The 23,057-nt window shown below is 59.4% G+C and carries 17 protein-coding genes; 3 read left to right on the top strand and 14 right to left on the bottom strand.

Translation table 11 applies throughout. From position 1 onward, the window contains the following. Positions 1-67 precede the first annotated feature (67 nt). Positions 68-724 carry a LysM peptidoglycan-binding domain-containing protein gene (locus QFX05_RS07795; protein WP_279742161.1) on the bottom strand — a complete coding sequence of 219 codons (657 nt, stop codon included), beginning with the start codon at positions 722-724 and terminating at the stop codon, positions 68-70. An 829-nt stretch (positions 725-1,553) separates the two neighbouring features. Between QFX05_RS07795 and lexA the strand changes: the two genes are divergently transcribed. Further along, the gene (gene lexA / locus QFX05_RS07790; RefSeq protein ID WP_070614766.1) at positions 1,554-2,228 is read left to right on the top strand and encodes a transcriptional repressor LexA; all 675 of its coding nucleotides are present in this window, start codon (positions 1,554-1,556) and stop codon (positions 2,226-2,228) included. 211 nt (positions 2,229-2,439) lie between these two features. On the opposite strand, the gene QFX05_RS07785 is transcribed toward lexA, so the two are convergent. Together QFX05_RS07785 and hflX are read right to left on the bottom strand one after the other, a co-directional pair. Continuing rightward, positions 2,440-4,512: an ATP-dependent DNA helicase gene (locus tag QFX05_RS07785; protein ID WP_279742160.1), complete on the bottom strand. Its 2,073-nt coding sequence runs from the start codon at positions 4,510-4,512 to the stop codon at positions 2,440-2,442. 6 nt (positions 4,513-4,518) lie between these two features. After that, positions 4,519-6,231 (bottom strand): GTPase HflX, encoded by a 1,713-nt coding sequence (hflX, locus tag QFX05_RS07780; protein ID WP_279742159.1) that lies wholly within the window; start codon positions 6,229-6,231, stop codon positions 4,519-4,521. A 143-nt stretch (positions 6,232-6,374) separates the two neighbouring features. Here hflX and QFX05_RS07775 point away from each other — a divergent pair, with 143 nt between their 5' ends. Beyond that, on the top strand, positions 6,375-6,998 hold the full coding sequence (locus tag QFX05_RS07775) for a class I SAM-dependent methyltransferase (protein WP_279742158.1): 624 nt from the start codon (positions 6,375-6,377) through the stop codon (positions 6,996-6,998). Positions 6,999-7,123: 125 nt separating this feature from the next. Here the strand turns inward: QFX05_RS07775 and dapF are convergent, their stop codons facing one another. The 4 genes from dapF to miaB all read right to left on the bottom strand — a co-directional run bounded on the left by dapF (position 7,124) and on the right by miaB (position 11,955). Further along, complete coding sequence (dapF, locus tag QFX05_RS07770) at positions 7,124-8,059, bottom strand: diaminopimelate epimerase (protein ID WP_254757506.1); 936 nt, start codon at positions 8,057-8,059, stop codon at positions 7,124-7,126. A 161-nt stretch (positions 8,060-8,220) separates the two neighbouring features. Continuing rightward, positions 8,221-9,270 (bottom strand): acyltransferase family protein, encoded by a 1,050-nt coding sequence (locus tag QFX05_RS07765; RefSeq protein WP_279742179.1) that lies wholly within the window; start codon positions 9,268-9,270, stop codon positions 8,221-8,223. 171 nt (positions 9,271-9,441) lie between these two features. Beyond that, on the bottom strand, positions 9,442-10,356 hold the full coding sequence (miaA, locus tag QFX05_RS07760; RefSeq protein WP_459550501.1) for a tRNA (adenosine(37)-N6)-dimethylallyltransferase MiaA: 915 nt from the start codon (positions 10,354-10,356) through the stop codon (positions 9,442-9,444). Between the two features lie 84 nt (positions 10,357-10,440). Next, positions 10,441-11,955 (bottom strand): tRNA (N6-isopentenyl adenosine(37)-C2)-methylthiotransferase MiaB, encoded by a 1,515-nt coding sequence (gene miaB, locus QFX05_RS07755; protein ID WP_279742156.1) that lies wholly within the window; start codon positions 11,953-11,955, stop codon positions 10,441-10,443. A 35-nt stretch (positions 11,956-11,990) separates the two neighbouring features. On the opposite strand from miaB, the gene QFX05_RS07750 reads away from it, so the two are divergent. Then, positions 11,991-13,355: a hemin ABC transporter substrate-binding protein gene (locus QFX05_RS07750; RefSeq protein ID WP_279742155.1), complete on the top strand. Its 1,365-nt coding sequence runs from the start codon at positions 11,991-11,993 to the stop codon at positions 13,353-13,355. Positions 13,356-13,509: 154 nt separating this feature from the next. On the opposite strand, the gene QFX05_RS07745 is transcribed toward QFX05_RS07750, so the two are convergent. From QFX05_RS07745 to QFX05_RS07715, 7 genes are all read right to left on the bottom strand, one after another. Next, entirely contained in the window at positions 13,510-15,426 is a 1,917-nt protein-coding gene (locus QFX05_RS07745; RefSeq protein ID WP_279742154.1) for a regulatory protein RecX, read from the bottom strand. 224 nt (positions 15,427-15,650) lie between these two features. Then, positions 15,651-16,757 (bottom strand): recombinase RecA, encoded by a 1,107-nt coding sequence (gene recA, locus QFX05_RS07740; protein ID WP_279742153.1) that lies wholly within the window; start codon positions 16,755-16,757, stop codon positions 15,651-15,653. 403 nt (positions 16,758-17,160) lie between these two features. Next, complete coding sequence (locus QFX05_RS07735) at positions 17,161-17,382, bottom strand: DUF3046 domain-containing protein (protein WP_279790897.1); 222 nt, start codon at positions 17,380-17,382, stop codon at positions 17,161-17,163. Between the two features lie 144 nt (positions 17,383-17,526). After that, on the bottom strand, positions 17,527-17,934 hold the full coding sequence (locus QFX05_RS07730) for a helix-turn-helix domain-containing protein (RefSeq protein WP_005507109.1): 408 nt from the start codon (positions 17,932-17,934) through the stop codon (positions 17,527-17,529). Positions 17,935-18,232: 298 nt separating this feature from the next. After that, complete coding sequence (locus QFX05_RS07725; RefSeq protein ID WP_279742151.1) at positions 18,233-18,805, bottom strand: CinA family protein; 573 nt, start codon at positions 18,803-18,805, stop codon at positions 18,233-18,235. A gap of 105 nt (positions 18,806-18,910) precedes the next feature. Further along, positions 18,911-19,558 (bottom strand): CDP-diacylglycerol--glycerol-3-phosphate 3-phosphatidyltransferase, encoded by a 648-nt coding sequence (pgsA, locus tag QFX05_RS07720; RefSeq protein ID WP_279742150.1) that lies wholly within the window; start codon positions 19,556-19,558, stop codon positions 18,911-18,913. A gap of 186 nt (positions 19,559-19,744) precedes the next feature. Continuing rightward, on the bottom strand, positions 19,745-22,924 hold the full coding sequence (locus tag QFX05_RS07715; protein ID WP_279742149.1) for a DNA translocase FtsK: 3,180 nt from the start codon (positions 22,922-22,924) through the stop codon (positions 19,745-19,747). Positions 22,925-23,057 lie beyond the last annotated feature (133 nt).

Below are 23,057 nucleotides of genomic sequence, written 5' to 3'. Positions count from 1 at the left end.
GAGAGATGAAGAGTTCGGAGTCAAGACACCAACCTCATGCAGAAGCCAACCACACACGGGTCCATGCTTAGCGCTGAGTCTGAGGAATTTCCAGATGCTGACCGGTATCAACAGAGGTGCTAGTCAACGAGTTCAACTCCATAATACGAACCACAGTATCACGGGTGTCACCTTGCGGATCCACTGCCTGAGCAATATCCCACAGGGTCTCGCCGTGCTTGACCACAACGATGGTTCGAGTCGCCGAAGCGTTCTCCACGGAAGCAGAAGCCGCCGGGCCAAAGAAGCTAATAGCACCGAGCACAATCAGCACCGCCAAAGTCAGCAGAGGCAGCCCTTTCAGGAAACCGTGCACAGTACCAAGACGACGGATAGAAGAGGGAATCGCGCGCAGAAGCTCGCCGCCCTTAGCCTGAAGAACGCTCTTCAGTCGAGGCGCCTGTGGATCAGAGACAGCCTGCACACCAGAAGCTACAGAGCGAACCGGCGCCTGAGTGGAAGCAACGGTGGCAGAAACGGCAGGAGCATGGGTAGGCAGAGCCACCGGCACAGGGCGGGGTGCATGAACCGCACGAGAAGAGCGAACAGACTGCGAAGATGCAGGCACACGAGAACGCCCCTGCACGGTGCGGGCGGACACAGTGCGGGCGGGGTGAAGTACCACCAAACCTGCCGGAAGGTGTGCAGAAGTGCCACGAGAAGCAATAGGTGCTGCAAGAGTCATTGTGGTTCCTTTCTCTCAGCTCGCCCCGGGGTTACCCCGCGGGTCTAGCAATGCCGAGCGATACCCGCTCGGAGGTCCTAGTTGAGTGATAACTATGGAGTGGTGATTGTTAAGCAATAACTATTGGATAGCTATTCTCTAGTTAGGTCAGAGCACCGGATACACCGGGTTGCGTTGGGTCGCCCCAGCACCCCCATCCCCCTGCGCTCTCTCTTCGCCAGATGACCCCTAGAGCATCCGGGGTAGATAGTGCGAAGAGAGACAGAGGATTCGAATACATTCGAACACTCATTCACTCGCCCCTCCTGGAAGACTCCGGACCGAATCTTCGAATATTTTTCGAACATTCACCCGCAAATCCTGAGTTTCAGGAGAGATTCAAGAGTATATACGAAATTTTATTCTAAAGTATAGCAGATATGTACTAAAAATTTCTTCGAGCTTCGAAGAAAAAATCTAGAATATTTGTTTGAGTTTTTCGGTGTAGTGTTCTACACTGGTGTCAAGAGACGTTCCACACGCTCCTGATGAGTCCTACTCACAGCAGGTTTCTGTACCCGTTACAGCTTGGTTCTGTATCAAAATGCAGGTGCTACTGAGTGAGTTTTATAGGGCGGAGGCGCATACTCGTTGCCCGCGTATCACTCCGGCACGGATAGAATTCCTCCACCCCCTGACGAGATAAGACCCATTTCGGCAGAACCAAAAAATCTTTAGGACACCATCGGAAAACGTGTGAAGCACCCATCCGTGCCCCGACCGGACTGTGTCTCAAACAGACTACAGAGACCGGAATACAGAATTCGGGGCACAGACCGAAGGAAAAGAAATGGCAACAGCACCCCGTCCGGCGCTGACCGCGCGCCAGCAGAAGATTCTTGACGCGATCCGCACCGAGATTGAACAAAAGGGTTACCCGCCGTCCATGCGCCAGATTGGTGACATGGTGGGTCTTGCATCCCTATCCTCGGTCACTCACCAGCTCGGTCGTCTCGAGACCATGGGCTACATTCGCCGCGACCCGAAGCTCCCCCGCGCCATTGAGGTGCTGGATGAGAACGGCGTCGGCATCCACGGTAGTTCCTCCTCGTCCCTGCCCGAGCTGCCGAATTTCGAAGTCGGCGATGAAGACCTCGTACCCGTTCCCCTGGTTGGACGAATTGCAGCGGGCGGTCCCATCACCGCCGAGCAGTCCGTGGAGGATGTGCTTGCCCTGCCCCGCCAGCTGGTAGGTAACGGCAAGCTCTTCATGCTCAAGGTCAAGGGCGATTCCATGATTGACGCCGCAATCTGCGACGGCGACTGGGTGGTTGTCCGCGAGCAGCACACCGCAGACAACGGCGATATCGTTGCCGCTCTGCTCGACGATGAAGCAACCGTGAAGGTGTTCCGTCAGGTTGACGGCCATACCTGGCTCATGCCGCGCAACTCTAACTACGAGCCGATTATGGGTGACCGCGCAACCGTCATGGGTAAGGTCGTCTCCGTGCTGCGCAGTCTCTAGAAGACGCGGGCTCTCACCAGCGCAGCCTCTAAAAGCAGCTGGGTCTAAATAGCACGACTTCTAACAGACATAACCGTTAGGCCTTTTAGCTCTCTATAGAAATCATCCCGGTGATACGTGAACGTTCACGTATCACCGGGATGATTCCTATATGTCCAAATTTATAGCCCAAAGCGGAGCGGCGGTGCGGCATGGAATGATCTCGCCCGAGCTAACGCTCAATACTTGCTGAAAGACGAGCCAGCGCACCCATCACGGCTGCCTTATTCTGCGTCGACCACATCGGCGGCATCGCCTTCATCAAGAAACCGCCGTAACGTTTAGTCGCAACACGAGAATCCAGCACAGCCACCACGCCGCGGTCAGACACCGAACGAATCAGGCGGCCCGCCCCCTGCGCCATACGAATCGCCGCATGGTGAGCAGAAACCGCCATAAAGCCGTTACCGCGGTGACGGTTCACCGCCTGCGTACGCGCCTGCGCAATCGGGTCATCCGGGCGCGGGAACGGAATGCGGTCCATCACCACCAGGCGGCAAGAGTCACCCGGAACATCCACGCCCTGCCATAGGCTCATCGTGCCGAATAGGCACGAGTCAACGTCCTCGCTGAACTCCTCCACCAGAGCCTTGAGCGAAGACTCACCCTGCAGAAGAACGTTCAGGTCGCTATGCTCACGCATGTACTCGGCGGCACGCTCGGCGGCACGCTTCGAGGAGAACAGGCCCAGGGCACCGCCCTCCGACGCCTCGCACAGCTCACGCAGACGCTCCAGCTGACCCTCATGCACACCAAATCCCGGAGGTTTCAAATCCCCGGCAACATACATAATGCCCTGCTTGCGGTAGTCGAAAGGCGAACCCACGTCGATGCTCGTCCAGCGCGGCGCGCCCTCGCCCTGCAGTCCCAGGGCGGCGGCTGCAACATCAAAAGAGTCACCCACCGTTAGGGTCGCACTCGTCAAAATCACGGTGCGGTCAGCGAACAGTCCGTCACGCAACTGCAGACCGACGCTCAACGGGGCGATGTTCAGGGTCGCCGGGTCGGTATCGGAAGCAGCAACGTAGCGGCCGTTCTCCCAGCCACCCTGACGAGAAATCCACAGCACGTCCTGCTCAGCAGATGCCTCCAGAATGCGGCTACTCATATCGTGCACCTCAGAGACACGCGAGCGCGCCATCTGCAGGCCAGCGTCAACGTCCTGACCGTCCGGTTTGGTATCGGACAGGGCGGTGCGGGCGGCATCATTTACCGCAGAAATAGCGGTCAAAAGGCGACCGTCCAGGCCCTTCAACAGGCCCTCAGCAAGACCCTCGAAAGCAGTCTCCAGGGTGCCGGCAGCCATTTCCAGTGCGCCGGAATCAGCCTTCGAATGCTTCTTCACGCTACGTGCCGCACGGCGAACCATCGCAACCGTCAAAGAACCAGACACGGCACCGGTCACACGGTCCACCAGCTCATGAGCCTCATCAATAATGACCGTCTCATGTTCGGGTAGAACCTTCATGCCTTCAAAAGCGTTAATCGCCAGCAGGGCATGGTTCGTAATGACAATGTCAGCCTCAGCGGCGCGGCCACGCGCCATCTCGCTAAAGCACTCTTCCACCAGCGGACAGCGGCGACCCAAACACTCGGCGGCGCTGACCGATACCTGAGCCCAGGCGCGGTCAGAGACGCCGGGCTTCAGCTCGTCACGGTCGCCGGTCTCCGTGCGGTCAGCCCACTCGCGCAGGCGCACCACTTCCTCACCCACGCGGGAAGTTGAAGAAGGCATGTCAAAGAGAGCATCCGGCTCGTCTTCCGGGTAGCCGCCCTCCAGCTTGTGCAGGCAGAGGTAGTTATTGCGGCCTTTGAGCAGAGCAACCTGCGCCTGCGACTCCGGGCGCGGCTCCAGCGCTTGTAGAAGACGCGGAATATCGCGGTTCACGATCTGCGCCTGCAGGGCAAGGGTCGCCGTCGCAACCACAATCGGCTGGTCTGACTCCTCCACCCGCGCCAGGGCAGGCACCAGGTAGCCCAGGGATTTACCGGTGCCGGTACCCGCCTGGACCAGCAGGTGACGCTGCAGTTCAAGAGCCTGCGCCACATGCGCCACCATGGTGCGCTGACCGGCACGATTCTGACCGCCAGTGGCGGCAACCGCCTCGTCCAGCAGGGTCAGGGCATCCTTCGCACCGGGCAGGGTCTCAAGCTCCTGCCCGGTGAATCGGGTGCCGTCGGTCGCCGATCCGGGCACGGTTCCCGGGGCGTTTTTGGGCGCGTTGATGCTCTCGGTCACGCTCATCCGCCCTTAGATAGCCTCGGAGGTAGAAGACTGCTCGGAAACAGAAGCGGTCGCTTCAGCCAGGGCGTGCGCCTCCTCAAGTTCCTCTTCCAGAACCTCCAGCAGGTCGCCTTCCAGCACATACTCGGACAGTTCGGAGGCGACATCCTCACGGACCAGAGCAACCACGAAGGTACCGTCCGATACGAAATCGGTGCTCTTAATTTCGGCGTCCCACTCGTGCAGGCGCGAAATAATCTCACCGTGCGAGTACGGAATCAGCAGCTTCACCTCAATGGAGGGGCGCGGAATGGTGTCCGCAATCTTCTGCTTCAGCTCCTCAATACCCTCACCGGTACGCGCCGAAACAATCACGTGCTCCGGCTCGCGCTGACGCATACGCTCCAGCACGAACGGGTCGGCGGCATCCGCTTTATTCAGCACAATGATCTCGGGGATATGGCGGGCGTCAACCTCCGCGATGACCTCGCGGACAGCACGAATCTGCCCCTCCGGGTCCGGGTGCGAAGCATCCACCACGTGTAGGATAACGTCAGCGTCAGCGACCTCTTCCAGGGTGGAGCGGAACGCCTCCACCAGCTGGGTCGGCAGCGAACGCACGAAACCCACCGTGTCAGAGAGGGTGTAGCCGATACCGTCCGGGGTCTGAGCCTTACGGACGGTCGGGTCCAGAGTCGCAAACAGGGCGTTCTCCACGAGCACGCCGGCATCGGTCAGACGGTTTAGCAGGGAGGACTTACCCGCATTCGTGTACCCGGCAATAGCAACCGAAGGCACACGGTTACGGCGACGGTTCAGACGCTTCGTTTCACGCGCCGGCGCCATCGCAGCAATCTCACGCTTAAGCTTCGCCATGCGAGCGCGCAGGCGGCGGCGGTCCATCTCGATCTTGGTTTCACCGGGACCACGCGAACCGATACCCTCACCGGCTGCGGCACGGCCACCCGCCTGACGGGACAGGGAGGCACCCCAACCACGCAGACGCGGCAACATGTACTCCAGCTGTGCCAGCTCAACCTGCGCCTTACCCTCTCGGGACTTGGCGTGCTGAGCGAAAATATCGAGAATCAGGGCGGTACGGTCAATGACCTTGACCTTCACAATGTCTTCGAGGGCACGACGCTGCGAGGGAGCCAGTTCGGAGTCGACAATGACGGTGTCGGCGCCGGTCGCCTCGACAATGTCCTTGAGTTCCAGCGCCTTACCGGAGCCGAGGAAGGTGCCGGGGTCCGGCTTGAGGCGGCGCTGAACCAGGCCGTCCAGAACCTCAGAACCTGCGGTTTCAGCCAGTGCCGCGAGCTCACGCAGGGAGTTCTCTGCGTCCTCTACGGTGCCTTCAGTCCACAGGCCAGCCAGCACCACGCGCTCCAGGCGCAGCTGGCGGTACTCGACCTCGGTGACGTCTTCAAGTTCGGTGGAGAGGTTCGCGATACGGCGCAGTGCGCGGCGCTCAGCGAGATCTTCCTGGTCACCGTCATATTCGGAGTGTTCGCGCTGAACGTCAGAAATTTCGCGCGCGCGAGTATCCAGCACACGGCGGCTATTGTTGCCGTGAGTGATGGAAGAGTTATCGCTGTGATGCGCGGTACCGGCGGCGTCATACGTCGTGACGGAGGCGGCGGCCTGGGAGCGGCCCAGAACGCGGTCTACGGTGCGGCGCAACTGCTCATCGCTGGGCAGCTTTTCGGTATCAGATACGGGGGTGTTCTTAGAATTCATACGACTATAATTCTACCGCCGTTGCCCGCATCAGGTAGGGGGTTTGGTCGCCTGTGCGCTCAGGGCGTGCAAGCTGCTGACCTGCCCCGTGCATTCTCTGCCCATGTGCGGCGGGTTCTTGCCCTACCGGTACACTGGATAGCATGAGCGAGCAGCATTATTTCTCTGAAACCCCCGAGACCGAATTCAAGCCCCGCCCCGTGCAGGTGGAGCTTGCCGGCCGCAAGGTCACCGTCACCACAGCTAACGGCATTTTCAGCCCCTCCGGCATTGATAAGGGCACCGCTATTTTGCTGCAGGAAGCACCCGACCCGCAGGGCGAACGCATGCTCGACATCGGCTGCGGTTGGGGCCCCATTACCCTGACCCTGGCGATGCTCGCACCGCAGGCGCAGGTGCACGCGGTGGATGTGAACTCCCGCTCCATTAGCCTGACCGAACGCAACGCCGCCGCTCTCGGCCTGTCCAACGTCACCGTCGGAACCCCCGAGTCGGTTGACCCCGAACTGCGTTTTGACACCATCTGGTCAAACCCGCCAATTCGCGTGGGCAAGGAGGTTCTGCACGAGATCCTGCTGACCTGGCTGCCTCGCCTAGCATCCGGTGGTGACGCCTACCTGGTGGTTCAGAAGAACCTGGGCTCCGATTCTTTGCAGAAGTGGATGGACGCGCAGCTTGAGGAGCTGCGCCCCGGCGAGTTTGAGGTGTCGCGCTATGCGACCTCGAAGGGCTTCCGTATTCTGCAGGTGCACCGCTACGAGGACTAAAACCTCTGGCGTTCATGGCTTAAAAATATAAAAGCGGCGGGTGTTTTCTGACGATAAATTCAGAAAACACCCGCCGTTTTTCTCTATAAAATCTCTGGTCTAGGACTGTTCGCTATTGGAACCGACTATCGCAGCACGACGGTCGAAACCATCTGCGCCGGACCAGCCAGAACAACATGCTCCAGGTCGTCCGGGCCCAGCACGAAAGTCACCGCGAGGGTACCGCCGGGCACATGCACCAGCCACTCATCCGGTGCTTCCTCGCCGCCCCAGAAACGGGTCGCAGCAGCAGCCGCACACGCGCCGGTACCGCAGGACAGAGTCTCGCCCACGCCGCGTTCGTGCACACGCATACGGATAGCACCCACATGCGCGCCGCTCTCAACATCCAGGTCGACCGGCACCACAAACTCAACGTTCGTGCCATTGACCGGGGCGGGGCTCACCTGAGGCAGGCTATGAAGGTCCAGGCCGTCCAGCTTACCGTCGGAGCCGAGCATCACCACGGTGTGCGGGTTACCCATCGAAATGGACAGACCAGCACGCGGAGTCTTCAGGCCACGAGCAGACACCAGGCAGTCCTCGCCACCCTCGCGGGCAGCCTCACCGTGGATGAAGCTCCACGGACCCATATCAATCGCGTAACCCTCTTCGGTGCGCGCCACAGTCTTCACGCCGGCACGGGTACCGATCTTGACGGTCTCGCCCACCTCAAGCTCAATCAGGCCCTCAGTGCGCAGGTACTCCACGAACGCGCGCACACCGTTGCCGCACATTTCAGCGATAGAGCCGTCACCGTTGCGATAGTCCATAAACCAGACAGCGTCCGGGTGCTCCTCGAGCAGCTTCTGACCCGCTCGGGAGGCGGTGCTGCGGGCAGCACGAATGAAGCCGTCCGCGCCAATGCCGAAGTGTCGGTCGCAGGCGCGGGCTACCAGCTCGGGGGTGAGGGCAATTTCTGCGTTCTCGTCCGTCAGAAAGATGAAGTCGTTACCGGTGCCGTGACCCTTAGTGAGGGTCAGGCCTGCCAGCTCGCCCCAGATGGAAGGGTTCTCGCTCATATGCTGTCCTTAAGGTTGGTGACCTATCCGTTTATGATTTTACCGCGCCAGATGGTGAACCAGGCATTCTTCCTCGGAAATACTTCTGCGGCTCCCGGTTCACTTGATGAGTTCGTCAAGATTACCGAAAGCCGCAGAAATAGGCGGGATACTTTACCGGTTTATGAAGATGCCGCTACGGTGTCTGTGGGACGATCGCGACGAATGCGCAGAAGCTTGCGATCCTTCAAAGCCAACGCAGGTTTCTCAACATACAGCCAAGACAGCCACGCCAGACCAACGGTGATAGCAAAAGTGATGATGGCGTTCAGAACCCAGCCCAGCGATGCACTACCGAAAATTGTCAACAGAATCTGCACCGGGAACGCGTAGATGTACACGCCATACGAAATATCGTTATGTCGGCACAGGTCGGTCTTAATCGCAGCGCTGAGAGCCAGGATTCCGTAAGCCACGGGCAGGTGCATGTACTGGGCAATACCAGGTGCAAACCATTGCAGAGCAAATCCTAGAATCGTGACCACAATAGCCACAGTAGCGTTATAGCGAATACGCTTACCCCACATGTAGAGAATGACACCTGCGAAAAAGTAAGGATGCAGGCGAAGAATATGCTCTACAAAACGATTAGGTTCACGCCCCATCAGTTCAAAAATCTGGTGCCCGAAAAATAGCCCAGCATAGATAACAGGAACCAGCCATTTTGCATTCTTACGAATAAACCCAATGTAGAAAATCGGGATAAGCGCTAGATAAGCAAGGAATTCAAAACCCAGGGTCCAGGCTGACCCATTCCATGCGTGGGTGAAAGGGATGCCAATGGGACCACCAAAAAGGGGGTATTGCAGATTGAAAAGGTCAAAATTGCGCGCTATGTATCCGCCTGCGCCCTTCAGTGAATAGGGCTCTGCCGTGTGTCCGGTGGCTACAGCAATCGGTGCACACAGGAAGACAACAAACAGGATAGATACCCAGTAGCCGGGGAAAATTCTTAGGGCACGACGCTTAACATAGCCGGAAATAGTACCCCGTTGCGCGCTATGAGCAATCAGGAATCCTGAGATGCAAAAGAACATGTTCACAGCCCATTCACCCAAAGTGCCGATATGTTCGGGAACAGGAATTCCGAGAATTCCAGCGTTAAAACCGACAAGAGGGGCAGCATGGGCCACGATAACTAACGAGGCCAATGATAGGCGAAGAAAGTTCAGTGAATTCGTTCCGCCCAGAATGGCATCGTAGAGGGAACGCGGAGTGGATTCTGCCGCGGACAGAGTGGCAGAATTTTTCGCATGTGATGTGAGTTACATATTTCCTCTATAGTTGAGTTCAATATGTCCCTAGAGTAACCTCAATTTCCCAGCTTTAGTACGTCCATTTGCTTATTTTTGCAAAATTGTAGCCAACGCCTCATCTGCAAGGGTGGGTGAGAGCGCATCCAGCCAGTGCACGCGCGGGTCCGCACGGAACCAGGTCAGCTGGCGGCGCGCAAACTGGCGAGTCGCAATGGTCGTATCTTCAATCGCCTGCTCCACGCTGTAGTCCGCATCCTCAAGGGCGCGAGCGAACTGCGCGTAACCAATCGCGCGGGAGGCAGTCTTACCCTCCTGCAGTCCCTGCTCGTTCAGGGTACGAATCTCATCGAGCAGACCCTGCTCGTGCATCAGCTCCACACGGCGGTGCAGACGCTCGTGCAGCAGGGCACGATCCATATCCAGACCAATCTGAATACTCTCCGTCACGTACTCGCGCACCGGCATGAACGCCGAGAACGGGCGACCCGTCACCTCGAACACCTCCAGGGCACGAATAATGCGGCGCTCATCCTTCACGCGCGCAGCCGACTCCGGATCAACCTCCGCCAGGCGGGCGTGCAGAACACCAATACCCTCGGTACGCGCCTGCTCCTCCAGACGCTCACGCACCCGCGCATCCGTGCCGGGGAACTCCAACCTATCCAGGGCTGCACGCACATACAGACCGGAACCACCCACCAGAATCGGGTAGCGGCCACGGCCGCGGATCTGCTCAATCAGCTCACGGCTACGCTCCTGAAACTCCGCCACGGATGCCTCATCCCGCACATCCATAATGTCCAGCAGGTGGTGCGGAACGCCGCGCATCTCCTCCGCGGTAACCTTCGCGGTACCAATATCCATGCCCCGATAGAACTGCATAGAATCAGCGTTAATGCACTCACCATTCAGGCGCAGAGCCAGCTCAATGGCGAGCGCGCTCTTACCGGTGCCGGTCGGGCCCACAATAGCGATAACGGGCAGAGTTTCGGAGATAGTCATGCGCCCCATTCTACCGGTTCCCTCACCCCCACTTGCGGTGGTGGCAAGAGCCCGAAGAACAGGGCCCATGATTCGTTATAGGTTTTAGGGGCGCAGACCGATGGTCGGCATGCCCAGACCCACCGGCGCACCGGGCACCTGGGTGGTGCCGGTACCGCAAGAGTCAGCCTGGGAGCGGTCCCACGCGTCACCGGCGCGGGTGCGGCGCAGCTGGTACTGCTCGGCGGTCGGGTCAGAAATCAGGTGGAAGGAACCAGCCTCGGTAATCGGTACGGTGACCATGTCACCGGGGCGTGGAGTCTCGCAACCCTCGGGCACCGAAAAGTGCACGAGGCGCTGGTCCGGGCCACGACCGGAGAGACGGTGAGTCTGGTCAGCCTTACGACCAGCCTCCGCAACGACCATCAGCTCAACGGTCTTACCGAGCTGCTTGCGGTTCTCTTCACCGGCGATACGGTCCTGCAGGGCAATCAGACGCTCGTAGCGTTCCTGCACGACCTCCTTCGGAATCTGGTTCTCCATGGTCGCCGCCGGGGTGCCGGGGCGGATCGAGTACTGGAAGGTGAATGCGGAGGAGAAACGAGCCTGCTCCACAACCTTCAAAGTGTCCTGGAAGTCCTCTTCCGTCTCGCCGGGGAAGCCCACAATGATATCGGTGGTAATCACGGCGTTCGGGATGCGCTCACGCACCTTGTCCAGAATATTCAGGAACTTCTTGGAACGGTAGGAGCGGCGCATATCCTTGAGCACCTTGTCGGAGCCGGACTGCAGCGGCATGTGCAGCACGGGCATGACGTTTGGGGTCTCCGCCATCGCGTCAATCACGTCGTCGGTGAACATTGCCGGGTGGGGGGAGGTGAAGCGTACACGCTCCAGGCCCTCAATCTCACCGCAGGCACGCAGCAGCTTGGAGAATGCCTGGCGGTCGCCGAACTCCACGCCGTAGGAGTTTACATTCTGGCCGAGCAGGGTCACCTCAATAGCGCCGTCATCGACCAACGCCTGAACTTCTGCGAGAATGTCGCCGGGGCGGCGGTCCTTTTCCTTACCGCGCAGGGACGGCACGATACAGAAGGTGCAGGTGTTATTACAGCCAACGGAGATGGACACCCAGCCGGAGTACACGTGATCGCGCTTAGTGGGCAGGGTGGAGGGGAAAACTTCGAGGGATTCGAGCAGTTCTGCCTGCGCCTCGTGGTTGTGGCGGGCGCGCTCCAGCAACGCCGGCAGGGAGCCAATGTTGTGAGTACCGAACACGACGTCAACCCAGGGTGCCTTCTCAATGATGGCGTCCTGGTCCTTCTGCGCCAGACAGCCGCCCACAGCAATCTGCATGCCCTGGTGACTACGCTTGACCGGTGCGAGCTGGCCAAGATGACCGTACAGGCGGTTGGAAGCATTTTCGCGGACCGCGCAGGTGTTGAAAACAACCAGGTCGGGCTGGGTGCCTTCCTCCGCGCGAACGTAGCCGTTAGCCTCCAGCAGGCCGGACATTCGTTCGGAGTCGTGCACGTTCATCTGGCAGCCGAAAGTGCGCACTTCGTAGGTGCGGGGGCTGGTTTCGGGGATCTGGGCGGAATCGCTGAGGGTCGAAGTCATGCCCTATAGGGTATCCGATGGGGGATAATGGCTCTATGCAGGTTTCCCTTAGTAGTAACTTTCCGGCTCTGTCACCGAACGATTCTTCCGCTCCCGCCCCTGACGGGGAGCTCCTGAGCGCCCTCATTGAGGAGGCGATTGCCGCCTACTCCCCGGTGCCGCCTCAGGCGAGCGCTGATTCTGTCTCGATGCGTCAGAACCTGATGCAGCTGCTCAGCTGGGCGCATTCTTTGGAGCAGGTGGCTGCCCGCACGGTTGAGCGTGTGCAGATTCTAGGCACCGGCATGCGTTCCGTTGTGGTGTGTGTGGCGTATAAGCCTGCAGCCGAGTCTGCGGAGTCTTTGCCGACCTCGATTATTGTGAAGCGTTACCGCCGTAAGGATTCGACGGTGAACGCGGGCGGTTTCGGGTACCTGCGTGAGCGTTACGGTTTGGAGGCACTGAACCTGCAGGTTCCGGGCCTGTTCCCGCAGCTCTACGGCGCGGATCCTGAGCTGCGTGTGCTGGCTCTGGAGGATGTGAGCGCCGGAACCGTTGAGGGCGAGCAGTATTCGGTCGCCCACGCCCTGCTGGAGGGCACCGAACAGCAGGCACTGGATGCACTGAACTACTACATTGAGGCGTACCGTGCCCTTGCCGCCAGCGGCATTATGGGTGAGGCGGTGGAGGAATATCGCCTGAACCTAGCACGTGCCGATCGCAAGGCACACTTCCCGGGAGCTATTGCCTCACCGGGTTTAGCTGAGCGCGGGTTGAAGAAGCTGTACGGTGTGGCTGATGAGGCACGCTCCCCCGAGCCCGATGCTGACAGCACGGATTCCAGCTCTGCCGAGCATGAGGACGCACCCGTTCTTCCCGCCGCTGTTGAGGAGCTGTCCTTCCGTTTCCGCCGCGTTCTGCAGCCCTTCTTTACCAAGCGTCCGCCGGTACCCGAGCAGTTCAAGCTCAACCGCGGCAAGGTCTATATGCTCTCTTCGGGCGATTTTTCGCCGCAGAACGTGCTGATTGGCTCGGCGGACGGGACGCAGGTGCGCATGGTCGATGCGGAGGGCACCTGCCTGCACCACCGCGGCTTCCCCTTCGTTGAGGCGATGCTGGGCTTCCCATCCTCACCGGAGTACCCGCGCTACCGGGTGGATCGTAAGAAGGCGCTGCCGGCGCTGTACTCTGCGCTGTTCGAGGACGCCCCACTGGATGAGCACCTGGCGGAGGATTTGGCGGTGTGCACGGCGGTAACCGTGTGCGCTCTACTGGAACTGTACTCTTCTTCGGCACGCTCCGGCTTGTTACCTCGTATTCGCCGTGAGGGTGCGCAACTGATGCGCCTGCTGCTGGAAATCGCTGGTTCTCAGGAGGCAACCCTCGCCGAGTTCGCGGACCATCTGGGAGCGCTCAAGTAAACAGCGAATATAGCCTTCGACAAGGTATTTTATAAAGCTCAAAAACATAAGGGTGAGCCCGCTACAGAGTATGTCTGTAGCGGACTCACCCTTTTAACTCATTGATGGAAGCCTTAGACGGAGCGACCTACTCATCCTAGACCAGATCCGCCAACTACCAGAGCTCGTCATCCGCACCGTAGTCGGCAAGTTCCTCACGAATCACCGACATCGACACCGAGGAGGAGTACCCGCGGCGAGCCAGCATCCCCAGTAGTCGGCGGGTCACCTTATCCTTTTCGGCACGGTCGCTCAGGTCCATACCGGGGCGCAGCTTCTTACGCACCAGCTCGGCGGCGTCCTCACGTTCCTGCTCGTCGGTGCGCTGAGCCAGTGCGTTCTCTGCCTCTTCACCGCGCACCCCGCGTTCAGCGAGCTCACGACGCAGCGCGGCGCGGGAGAGCTTCTTGGTGCGGCTCTTCTGTGCCACAAACATTTGGGCGTATTCGGCGTCGTCAATGAGTTGTGCCGCCTCAAACTTATCGAGCAGCGGCTCAATGAGCTCCGCCTCGAAGCCTTCTGCCTGCAACTTCTTACGCAGCTGACCTCGGGTTTTTGCCGAGTACGCCAGCTGGTTGTACACGATGGTTTTAGCGCGCGTGTAGGGGTCTGTTTCTTCCGCGGCGCGGGCGGCACGCACCTTCTGCTTCCAGGAAGGCACATTGCTTTCCGACGGTGAGGAAGCATGTCCTACCTGAGAGCCGCCCGGTTGGAAGCCCCGAACTCGAGAACCGCTCTTTGGGGAACCCGCCGAAGCGGCACGGCTCTTTCCGGTACCAACGCCCTGCGCCTCTTCCTCAGCAATGCCGCGAATGAGTGCTTCTTCAGCCGGGGTGAGTTCTTCGTTCAAGCTGCTTCCCTCCCTGAATAGGTTGCTCCCCGAGCTGCGGCCCGTTGGACTCTTGCGGGTTTCCTCATCGTCACTGCGAGCTCCGAAGGCGGGCGCGTAGGGCGAACGGCTCCGCATTTTCTCTTCCTGCGCCGCGCTCATACGACGGAACCCACGCTTGTAGTCTGTGTTCTTGGAGGCACGCGAAGACTTGCGTTTCTTCTGCTTATCCCGCTGAGCTGCTTGCCGCTCAATCTCTTCCTTTTCTTCGGCGGTGAGCCCCGACCCGATGGAGGCGGCACCGGCTCGACTCATACGGCCAGCCGCCATGGGGCGCGGCTCGGCACCGCCGGGGGTGAAGGCACGAACGGGCGCTTCGTCAATGGAGACGGCGGGCAGGTTCGGGTCAACGAGCAGGCTACGACGCGGGGGCTCGCTACTTTCTTCGGAACTGCCATCTTTAAAGTTGGCGGGCGCAGCTTTCAGGAGCAGCTCGGGTACGCGGAACTCCCCCGCGTAGTCGCCGCCGTTATCGCGGGCGATGCTTTCTTCAACAAAGCCGTGCGCGGCGGGGTGCCAGTCCGGGAACTCCTCAGCGGCTACCGAATCCGCGACCCTGTTCCGCGCCCACTTTTTGGATGCGTTTTCTGTGGCCGCTGGTTTCTTCTTAGCCGCTAACTTCTTCTTGGGCGCGGGCTTTTCAGCCTGCCGCGCTTTCGGCTTGGTTTTTTGGGGTGAAGGTTCTTGACCCTCAAGCTTCTCCGCTATCGCTTCTGCGGGTGCTGCTTCGTCCGAGGATACCCAGTATTCCCCTACATACTTAGGCTCTGCCGGATACTGAGGTTCAACCTCATAAGGAGGCTCGTCAGGGTACGGGGGTTCATCCTGATACGGGAGCTCTCCGACAGCAGGAAGCGTAACAGCAGGAGGCGCCTCCCAGCTGAGGGTGGGCTCCGCCAGGGCGGTAGGCGCCTCAAAATTGAGCGCTTCGAAGCCGCCTACCTCAACAGGCGGGGCTGCCGGTTCAAAGGAAATAGCGGTCTCAAAGGAAACAGACGCAGAGAATGCAGAGTCTTGGAAGGCTGAACCTTCCAGAGCCGAGGAACCGAAGTGCGGTTCGGTCCCATCCAGCGCCGCAAAACCGGCATCGTCGTCACGCGCGCTGTTTTGCTCGTGCTCTTCATGACCGTGCTGTTCCGTCATGCTCAGTTCCTCCTCTCCCCTGTATTGGATCGTTTATTGACGGGTCACTGTTGACCCGTGCACCAGACTATACGGCGCTCCCCCATTGTAACGAGGCGCTGTCTCGGCACCCCCGATACTCTCTTTAAAGCACTCTCCGTTAACGACAGATTGCCGTGCACCGTGCGGAATGCACAGCACACGGCAATCAGTCGTGGCGTTAGCAAGAAGCTACGCGGGCCGGTTTAGAAGTCCTCAGCCAGCTCGTCCAGCGGGTCGTTACCCTCGGATTCAGAAGCAACTGCCTGCTCTTCAGCTTCTTCCTCAATGATGCCCAGCTTCACCAGAACCTTGTACTGCAGTTCCTCGGTGAGCTCGGGGTTGTCCTTGAGCAGCTTACGAACGTTCTCACGGCCCTGACCCAGCTGCTCACCATCGTAGGTGAACCATGCGCCGGACTTCTTGACGATGTCGTTCTCCACCGCCAGGTCCAGGATGCCGCCCTCAACGGAGATGCCCTCACCGTAGAGGATGTCGAACTCAGCCTGCTTGAAGGGCGGAGCCATCTTATTCTTCACAATCTTGGCGCGGGTGCGGTTACCGATCGGGTTAGCGCCGTCCTTGAGGGTCTCAATGCGGCGGATGTCGATACGGACCGAAGCGTAGAACTTCAGTGCCTTACCACCGGTGGTGGTTTCGGGAGAGCCGAAGAAGACACCAATCTTCTCACGCAGCTGGTTGATGAAGATTGCGGTGGTGCCGGTTGCGGAGAGGCGGCCGGTAATCTTACGCAGAGCCTGGCTCATGAGGCGAGCCTGCAGGCCCACGTGGGAGTCACCCATGTCACCTTCAATTTCGGCGCGGGGTACCAGTGCTGCAACGGAGTCGACGACCACGATATCAACGGCGCCGGAACCAACCAGCATGTCCATGATCTCCAGTGCCTGCTCGCCGGTGTCGGGCTGAGAGACCAGCAGCTGGTCGATGTCCACACCCAGCTTAGCCGCGTAGATCGGATCCAGTGCGTGCTCGGCGTCGATGAACGCCGCCACGCCGCCTGCCTTCTGAACGTTCGCTACAGCGTGCAGTGCAACGGTGGTCTTACCAGAGGACTCGGGACCGTAAATCTCGATGACGCGGCCACGGGGCAGGCCGCCAATACCCAGAGCTGCATCCAGAGCGATAGCGCCGGTGGAGATCACCTCAGTCTTGGTGATTTCCTTATCACCCAAGCGCATGACCGCGCCCTTGCCGTAATTCTTATCGATCTGTGCCATCACGGCTTCAAGTGCCTTGGCGCGACCCTCTTCGGGAACGCGAGCTACGCTCTGAGACTTGGTGTTCTTAGCCACGGTAGTACCTCGTTCTTTGTGTTGTCAGTGGTTGACGGGAGTAATGTTTCTTCGGAATCGGTGGGACTCGTAATCGAGACCTTGAAGGTTTTGGCCTACCGGTTCCTTCTGAGACTACTCTAGGGTCACAGCCTGACAGGATAAGGCCATTTTTTAAAATCTGTGGAAAACTTTGAAGACTTTTCCAAAAAATTCCTGATGTGGAAAAGTCTACCATGAGTCGAACAAAATTACGACCCGGTTTCGAATAAATCGGATAGGGTTTCGGCATATATTTTCGAAAAACCCGGATTCTCGGCTAATTATTCGAAAATACTTCCCGCACAGGCGCCAGCACTCGAACAATTGCCAGGGAACAGCTGGTAGGCACCGCACAGGCGCTAGAACACGCCAGGCTCACTACCTAGCGCAACGGCTCCTTATCGGGACCCAGGCGGCGTTCCTGCGGAATCTCCTGCTCCTCACAAATCGCAAGCCACACATCCTTCGGGTTAACGCCCTGATCCAGCGCCTCCGCAGCGGTCACATGACCCAACGACCCCAGCACCAAGTCACGCGCCAGCACCGGAGCATACCCGGCACCGAACTCATACTCCATGCACACCCAAAATTCGCTCAGCTTCACAAGCGCTCCTTCCTCTTCACCGCTAGTTTGCTTCATAATTCGTCACATCGCCCGAGAATAAACTGAGAATAAGCGATGCCGCACACCACCTTACGGGGATGCACGGCATCGCTTCACATTTAGCGCGGCATGTGCCGCCTTGCGTTACTTCGAGAGAATGTAGTAATCGCTCTTGTACTGCTCAGACATCTCAGCCGGAACAGTATCCGGAATCTGAACACCCTCGAGAACTGCCATACGGTCGGCAACCTCACGCAACATCTGGGACATCGGAATGTCCAGAGCCTGGCAAATCCATGCCAGCAGTTCGGAGGAAGCTTCCTTCTGACCGCGCTCAACTTCGCTCAGGTAACCGAGGGAAACACGGGCACGCTGGGAAACCTCGCGCAGGGTGCGACCCTGACGCTGGCGAACATCGCGAAGAACCTCACCGATTGCCTGTCGCAGGGGAACAACCTTAGCTTCCTCAACGACCGGGGCGACCTGTCGGGGGGTCTCCTCGATTTCCTTCCACTTAGTAATGCCATTAATCGATACACGCTGCTTAGCCATGAGCTTCTATATCACTTTCCTGAGTAGGTATTCCCGACGCGCGGGACTGTACAGAATAAGCCTAACTGATTTTTGGAGCGTGAGCTAGGTGCCCCGCCACTTTCGTCTTCTTCTTACGGCTTGTATCTATTCAAACAGACGAACCTATGCCTTTATTCCTGCAGAGCTGAAAGAACCCTGTGAATATATTTGAACCGTAAAATTTTTTCTCAGGTAGGCGCTGCACAGATGATTACACAGCCATTCCAGGCGCCACACAGCACAGCACAGCACAGTCTAGCCGAGTCGCTACGCCAGCTCATTCTCCAGAACCCCCACCAGCACCACCGCGCACCGCACGCGCCAGCAGAGCAATCGCATCCGCGCTCGCCGCCTCACGAATCTGCGCCCGATCCCCCGAATAGTGCCGCTCAAACACCTCAGAACCACCCGGGGAACGCACCCCAATATAGACCGTACCCACCGGCTGACCATCCGCAGGATCAGGACCGGCAACACCCGTGGTCGACACCGCATAATCAGCACCGCACACACGCGCCGTACCGACCGCCATCTGCACCGCCACCGCAGGATGCACCGCCCCCTCACGCGCCAGCAGCTGAGCATCCACACCCAACACCTGAGCCTTCACCTCGTAGGCATAGGAAATCACTCCGCCACGGTAATACGCGGATGCGCCCGGCACTGTACAAATCGCGCCGCCCACATCCCCGCCGGTCAGCGACTCAGCCGTTGCCACCAGCACCGGCCCCTCCTGGGAGGCACGCAACCGCACCGCATCACGGAGCAGCAGAGCCGCCGCCTCCGGGGTACCGGAGAAAACCTCAGCAGGATCAAGGGACGGAGCATCTTCAAGTATGAGGGGAACCATTATTCTCTCCTTTCAGCGGCGAACCGCCGACCAAAACCTCACGCGGCACACAACGCACCGCAGGTACAACGAAGGGGAGCAGCACACGCCACTCCCCCCTCGCCTCTAATGACCGCCGCCCTGGGAGGCCTGAGCCTGCAACCAGTTACGACGCAAAATATACGCATCACGCACATACACCAGGCCGGTCCACACGGTAATCGCAGTGACCGCGCCCATCAGAACCCAACCAGGAATCAGCCACCCAAGACCCAGCTGACCCAGCGGCAGAAGCATCAGCACCAGCGCCACCGTCTGTAGCACGGTCTTAATCTTGCCGCCCTTGCTAGCGGCCATCACACCGTACTTAATGATGAACAGACGCATGATTGTAATGCCCCACTCGCGCAGCAGAATCACAATCGTGACCCACCACCACAGCTCACCCAGCGTCGACAGCACAATAAACGCCGCGCCGGTGAGGAACTTATCGGCAATCGGGTCAGCAATCTTGCCGAAGCTCGTAATCAGATTACGCGAGCGCGCCAGATAGCCGTCCGCCCAGTCCGTGAGCATGGCAAGAATGAAAATAATCCACGCCAACCAGCGGTGCATCGAATCTGCGGCACCAAAAGTACCACCCGTAACCAGGGCAACAATGAAGAAAGGAACCGCAATAATACGCAGAACCGTCAACACATTCGGCACATTCCAGTTCGAAGGCTTCGCTGCGCTGACCGCACCTGCGGGTGCGGAATTGCGAGCTTCACTCATAACGGCTCCTTACGGGTAGATCGCTTTCGACGGTGAGAGACCGCGTACGCGCCGACACCTAAACGTATCGGGGATACGCAAACACCCCGTACCATCCATTATAAGTGTGCCGTAGCAGACATCACGGGGACAATGCGGGGTGCATGTCGCGGGTTCACTCAGCTGAGTGGGCAGGGCGCTGGAGGACTAGCGGCCAGTCAGCTGCCAGGCGTCCTCTGAACCCTCATCATCGGGCTCATCGAAATAGTCGGTGACCGCTTCACCCGGGTCCACCGCATTCGCGTACGGGTCGGCAGCCGGAGGCTCCTCACCGCGAATACGTGCCAGGGTCACCTGCAGGTCATCCGGGCGGATCAGCACCTCACGTGCCTTCGAGCCCTCCGAGGGGCCCACCACGCCCTGCGATTCCAGCAGGTCCATGATACGGCCAGCCTTCGCGAAGCCCATGCGCAGCTTACGCTGCAGCATCGAAGTCGAACCGAATTGGGTCGTAATCACAATCTCCGCCGCCTGTAACAGATCGTCGAGGTCATCGCCAATTTCCTCATCAATCTGCTTCTTCGCGGCAGAGACCATCACGTCCTCACGGTAGATGGTCGGCGCCTGCTTCTTCACGTGCTCAACCACTGCGTGAATCTCAGACTCAGACACCCACGCACCCTGAACACGCATCGGCTTCGAGGCACCCATCGGCAGGAAGAGTGCGTCACCCTGACCGATCAGTTTCTCGGCGCCGGGCTGATCCAGCACCACGCGGGAGTCCGTCACCGAGGAGGTCGCAAACGCCATACGAGACGGAACGTTCGCCTTAATCAGACCGGTCACCACATCCACCGACGGACGCTGGGTTGCCAGCACCAGGTGAATACCCGCCGCACGCGCCAGCTGCGTAATACGAACAATCGCTTCTTCCACGTCACGCGGAGCGACCATCATCAGGTCGGCGAGCTCGTCAACAATCACCAGCAGGTACGGGTACTCGTGCACCGTGCGCTTACTACCGGGATCGGGCTGAACCTTACCCTCACGCACCGCCTTATTGAAGTCGTCCACGTGCTTATAGCCGTAATGGGCGAGGTCATCGTAGCGGGCGTCCATCTCACGAACCACCCACTGAAGAGCCTCAGCTGCCTTCTTCGGGTTCGTAATGATGGGCGTAATCAGATGCGGAATGCCCTCGTAGGCGGTGAGCTCCACACGCTTCGGGTCGACCATCACCAGGCGCACCTGGTCCGGGGTTGAACGCATCAGAATCGAGGTAATCATCGAGTTCACAAACGAAGACTTACCGGCACCGGTCGCACCAGCGACCAGCATATGCGGCATCTTTGCGAGGTTGGCCAGCACGAAGCCGCCCTCAACGTCCTTACCCACACCCATGACCATCGGGTGGTGGTTCGCATGAGCCTGTGAGGAACGCAGCACGTCACCCAGCGCAACGGTCTCACGGTCCGTATTCGGAATCTCAATACCAATAGCAGACTTACCCGGAATCGGGGACAGAATACGAACATCCGGGCTCGCCACAGCGTACGCAATATTCTTGCTCAGCGCGGTCACACGCTCCACCTTCGTGGCGGGACCCAGTTCAATCTCATAGCGGGTCACGGTCGGGCCGCGCGAGAAGCCGGTGACCTGCGCATCCACCTTGAACTGCTCCAGCACATTCGTCAGAGCCTCAACCACATGCTCGTTGACCTCGGAAGATTCCTTGGCGGGAGGACCAGCAACCAGTAACTCCTCCGAGGGCAGCACATAGGTGCCGCGGGAGGACTGCACAACCTGCTCGCCGCGCGCCTGCTCGGTGGTTGCCACCTGAGTATTGTTCTGCAGCGGGCGGGATGCGCCAGCCTCAGGCGCTCGCGAAGCCGCGGGAGCCATGTTCTTCGGATGCGCACCCGGCGAGTGCATGCGGGTCGGAATCGGAGGCTGAGCCGCGGGGGCAACAGGAGCCTGGGGTGCAGAAACCGGGGCCGCCGACCGTGCTGCAGGCTGTGCAGAGTTAACTACCTGGTGGTGCTTCGTCTGCGGTGCAGCTTCCTCAGAAGCGCCGAAGCCATCGTATGCTTCAACGTCAAAGAGGGGCTCCTCGCCAGGAATACGGTTCACGCGGCCATTCGCCACGGCGGCACGCTGCACCTGGTCCAGGCGGGCTGCGGGTGCATCCGATGCCTCAACATCGAAGAGGTCCGGGCTGCTCGAATACGCACTGTTCTGCGCAGAAGTACCCTGCGCAGCCGGTGCCTGGTTGAGGCGGCCCGGCAGACGGGACAGGCGGTTCGGCTTAGCCGCCGGGCGCGCCTGCTGAGCGGATCCCTGTGCAGAGTCCACGGGCTGTACCGGCATCTGCGTGGTCTCCGGGTGAGTCTCATCCACCACGGCGCTCACGAATGCTTCATCACCGGCGTACTCGTCCAGGGAAGAATCCGTCGACGCAGCGGGAGCAATGCCCAACCAACCGCGCAGACGAGCGAACAGGCCGCCAGACTTCGGAGCCGTACGTGCCGGCTTCTCATCCTCGTACAGGTAGCTACGGTCGTGCTCCTCAGCGTTCAGATTCACGGTCTGAGTTGCATCCGAAGGGCTGTCCTTCGCGGAGGTTCGAGTCGTGCCGTTGGGCTTCTCACCCAGAGCCAGACCGACCATGTGCAGGGTACGCGGCACCACCTGACGAATCGGAGTATTCGTCAGAACCATCAGACCGGCAATACCCAGCAGCAGATGAATCAGAATCTCAACGAACGCAATACCGCCGCTCACACGCACAATGGGGGTGCCCAGCAGAACGCCAGCCACGCCTCCACCAGCCCAGACGGCGTCAAAACCATCCGCGAAGGTCGGGTGACCCGCATGGCGGGCAAAGAACAGGGAGGTCGCCACCAGTATGATGAAGGAGCCCACCGCCACGCGGTTATTACGTTTAATGAGGTCAGGTCCACGGAAAATGCACCACGCCATGATAAGGCAGAACACCGGAATCAGCAGGGCACCCTGACCGAAAATACCGCCCAGCATGGTGTGCCAGGCATCCAGCGGCGCTCGCAACAAACCGAGGGAGGTATGGGAACGCCAGTTGTACCACTCCACCCCTGCGCTAATCATGCCAAACAGCAGGATGGTGAGCGCGCCACCGTCACGGCGGTCTTCGGGCGCAAGGTCGGTGCGCACCACACCAATGGAGCGGAAGAGCCCACCGATAGCGTGAGCTATACTCAGCCAGACGGAGGAGATAGCGCCCGCTACAGGGTTCGCTGTGTTGGCCCCGCGCTGGGCGCCGCCTCGGGAGGTGGTGCGCTTGCGGGTGGTCTTTTTAGTGTTTGCTTTAGTAGAGGTCGTGTTACGACCCTTCGTGGTCCGTGGAGCCATACCTTTTAGGGTATCAACCTTCCCGTTAATGTACCGATTCTTTCGTTATCAGTGAGCTAAAAAGTGCACCTCGCCCGGCGCCTATGTGGGCATTGATAGGGCGCTGATAAGGGGCTTGGGGGGGGGCGCGGCC

The organism is Rothia similimucilaginosa, from assembly GCF_029850875.1.
GTDB lineage: Bacteria > Actinomycetota > Actinomycetes > Actinomycetales > Micrococcaceae > Rothia.
Note: the sequence above shows the minus strand (reverse complement) of the source record. Positions and strands in the feature narration are given on the sequence as shown.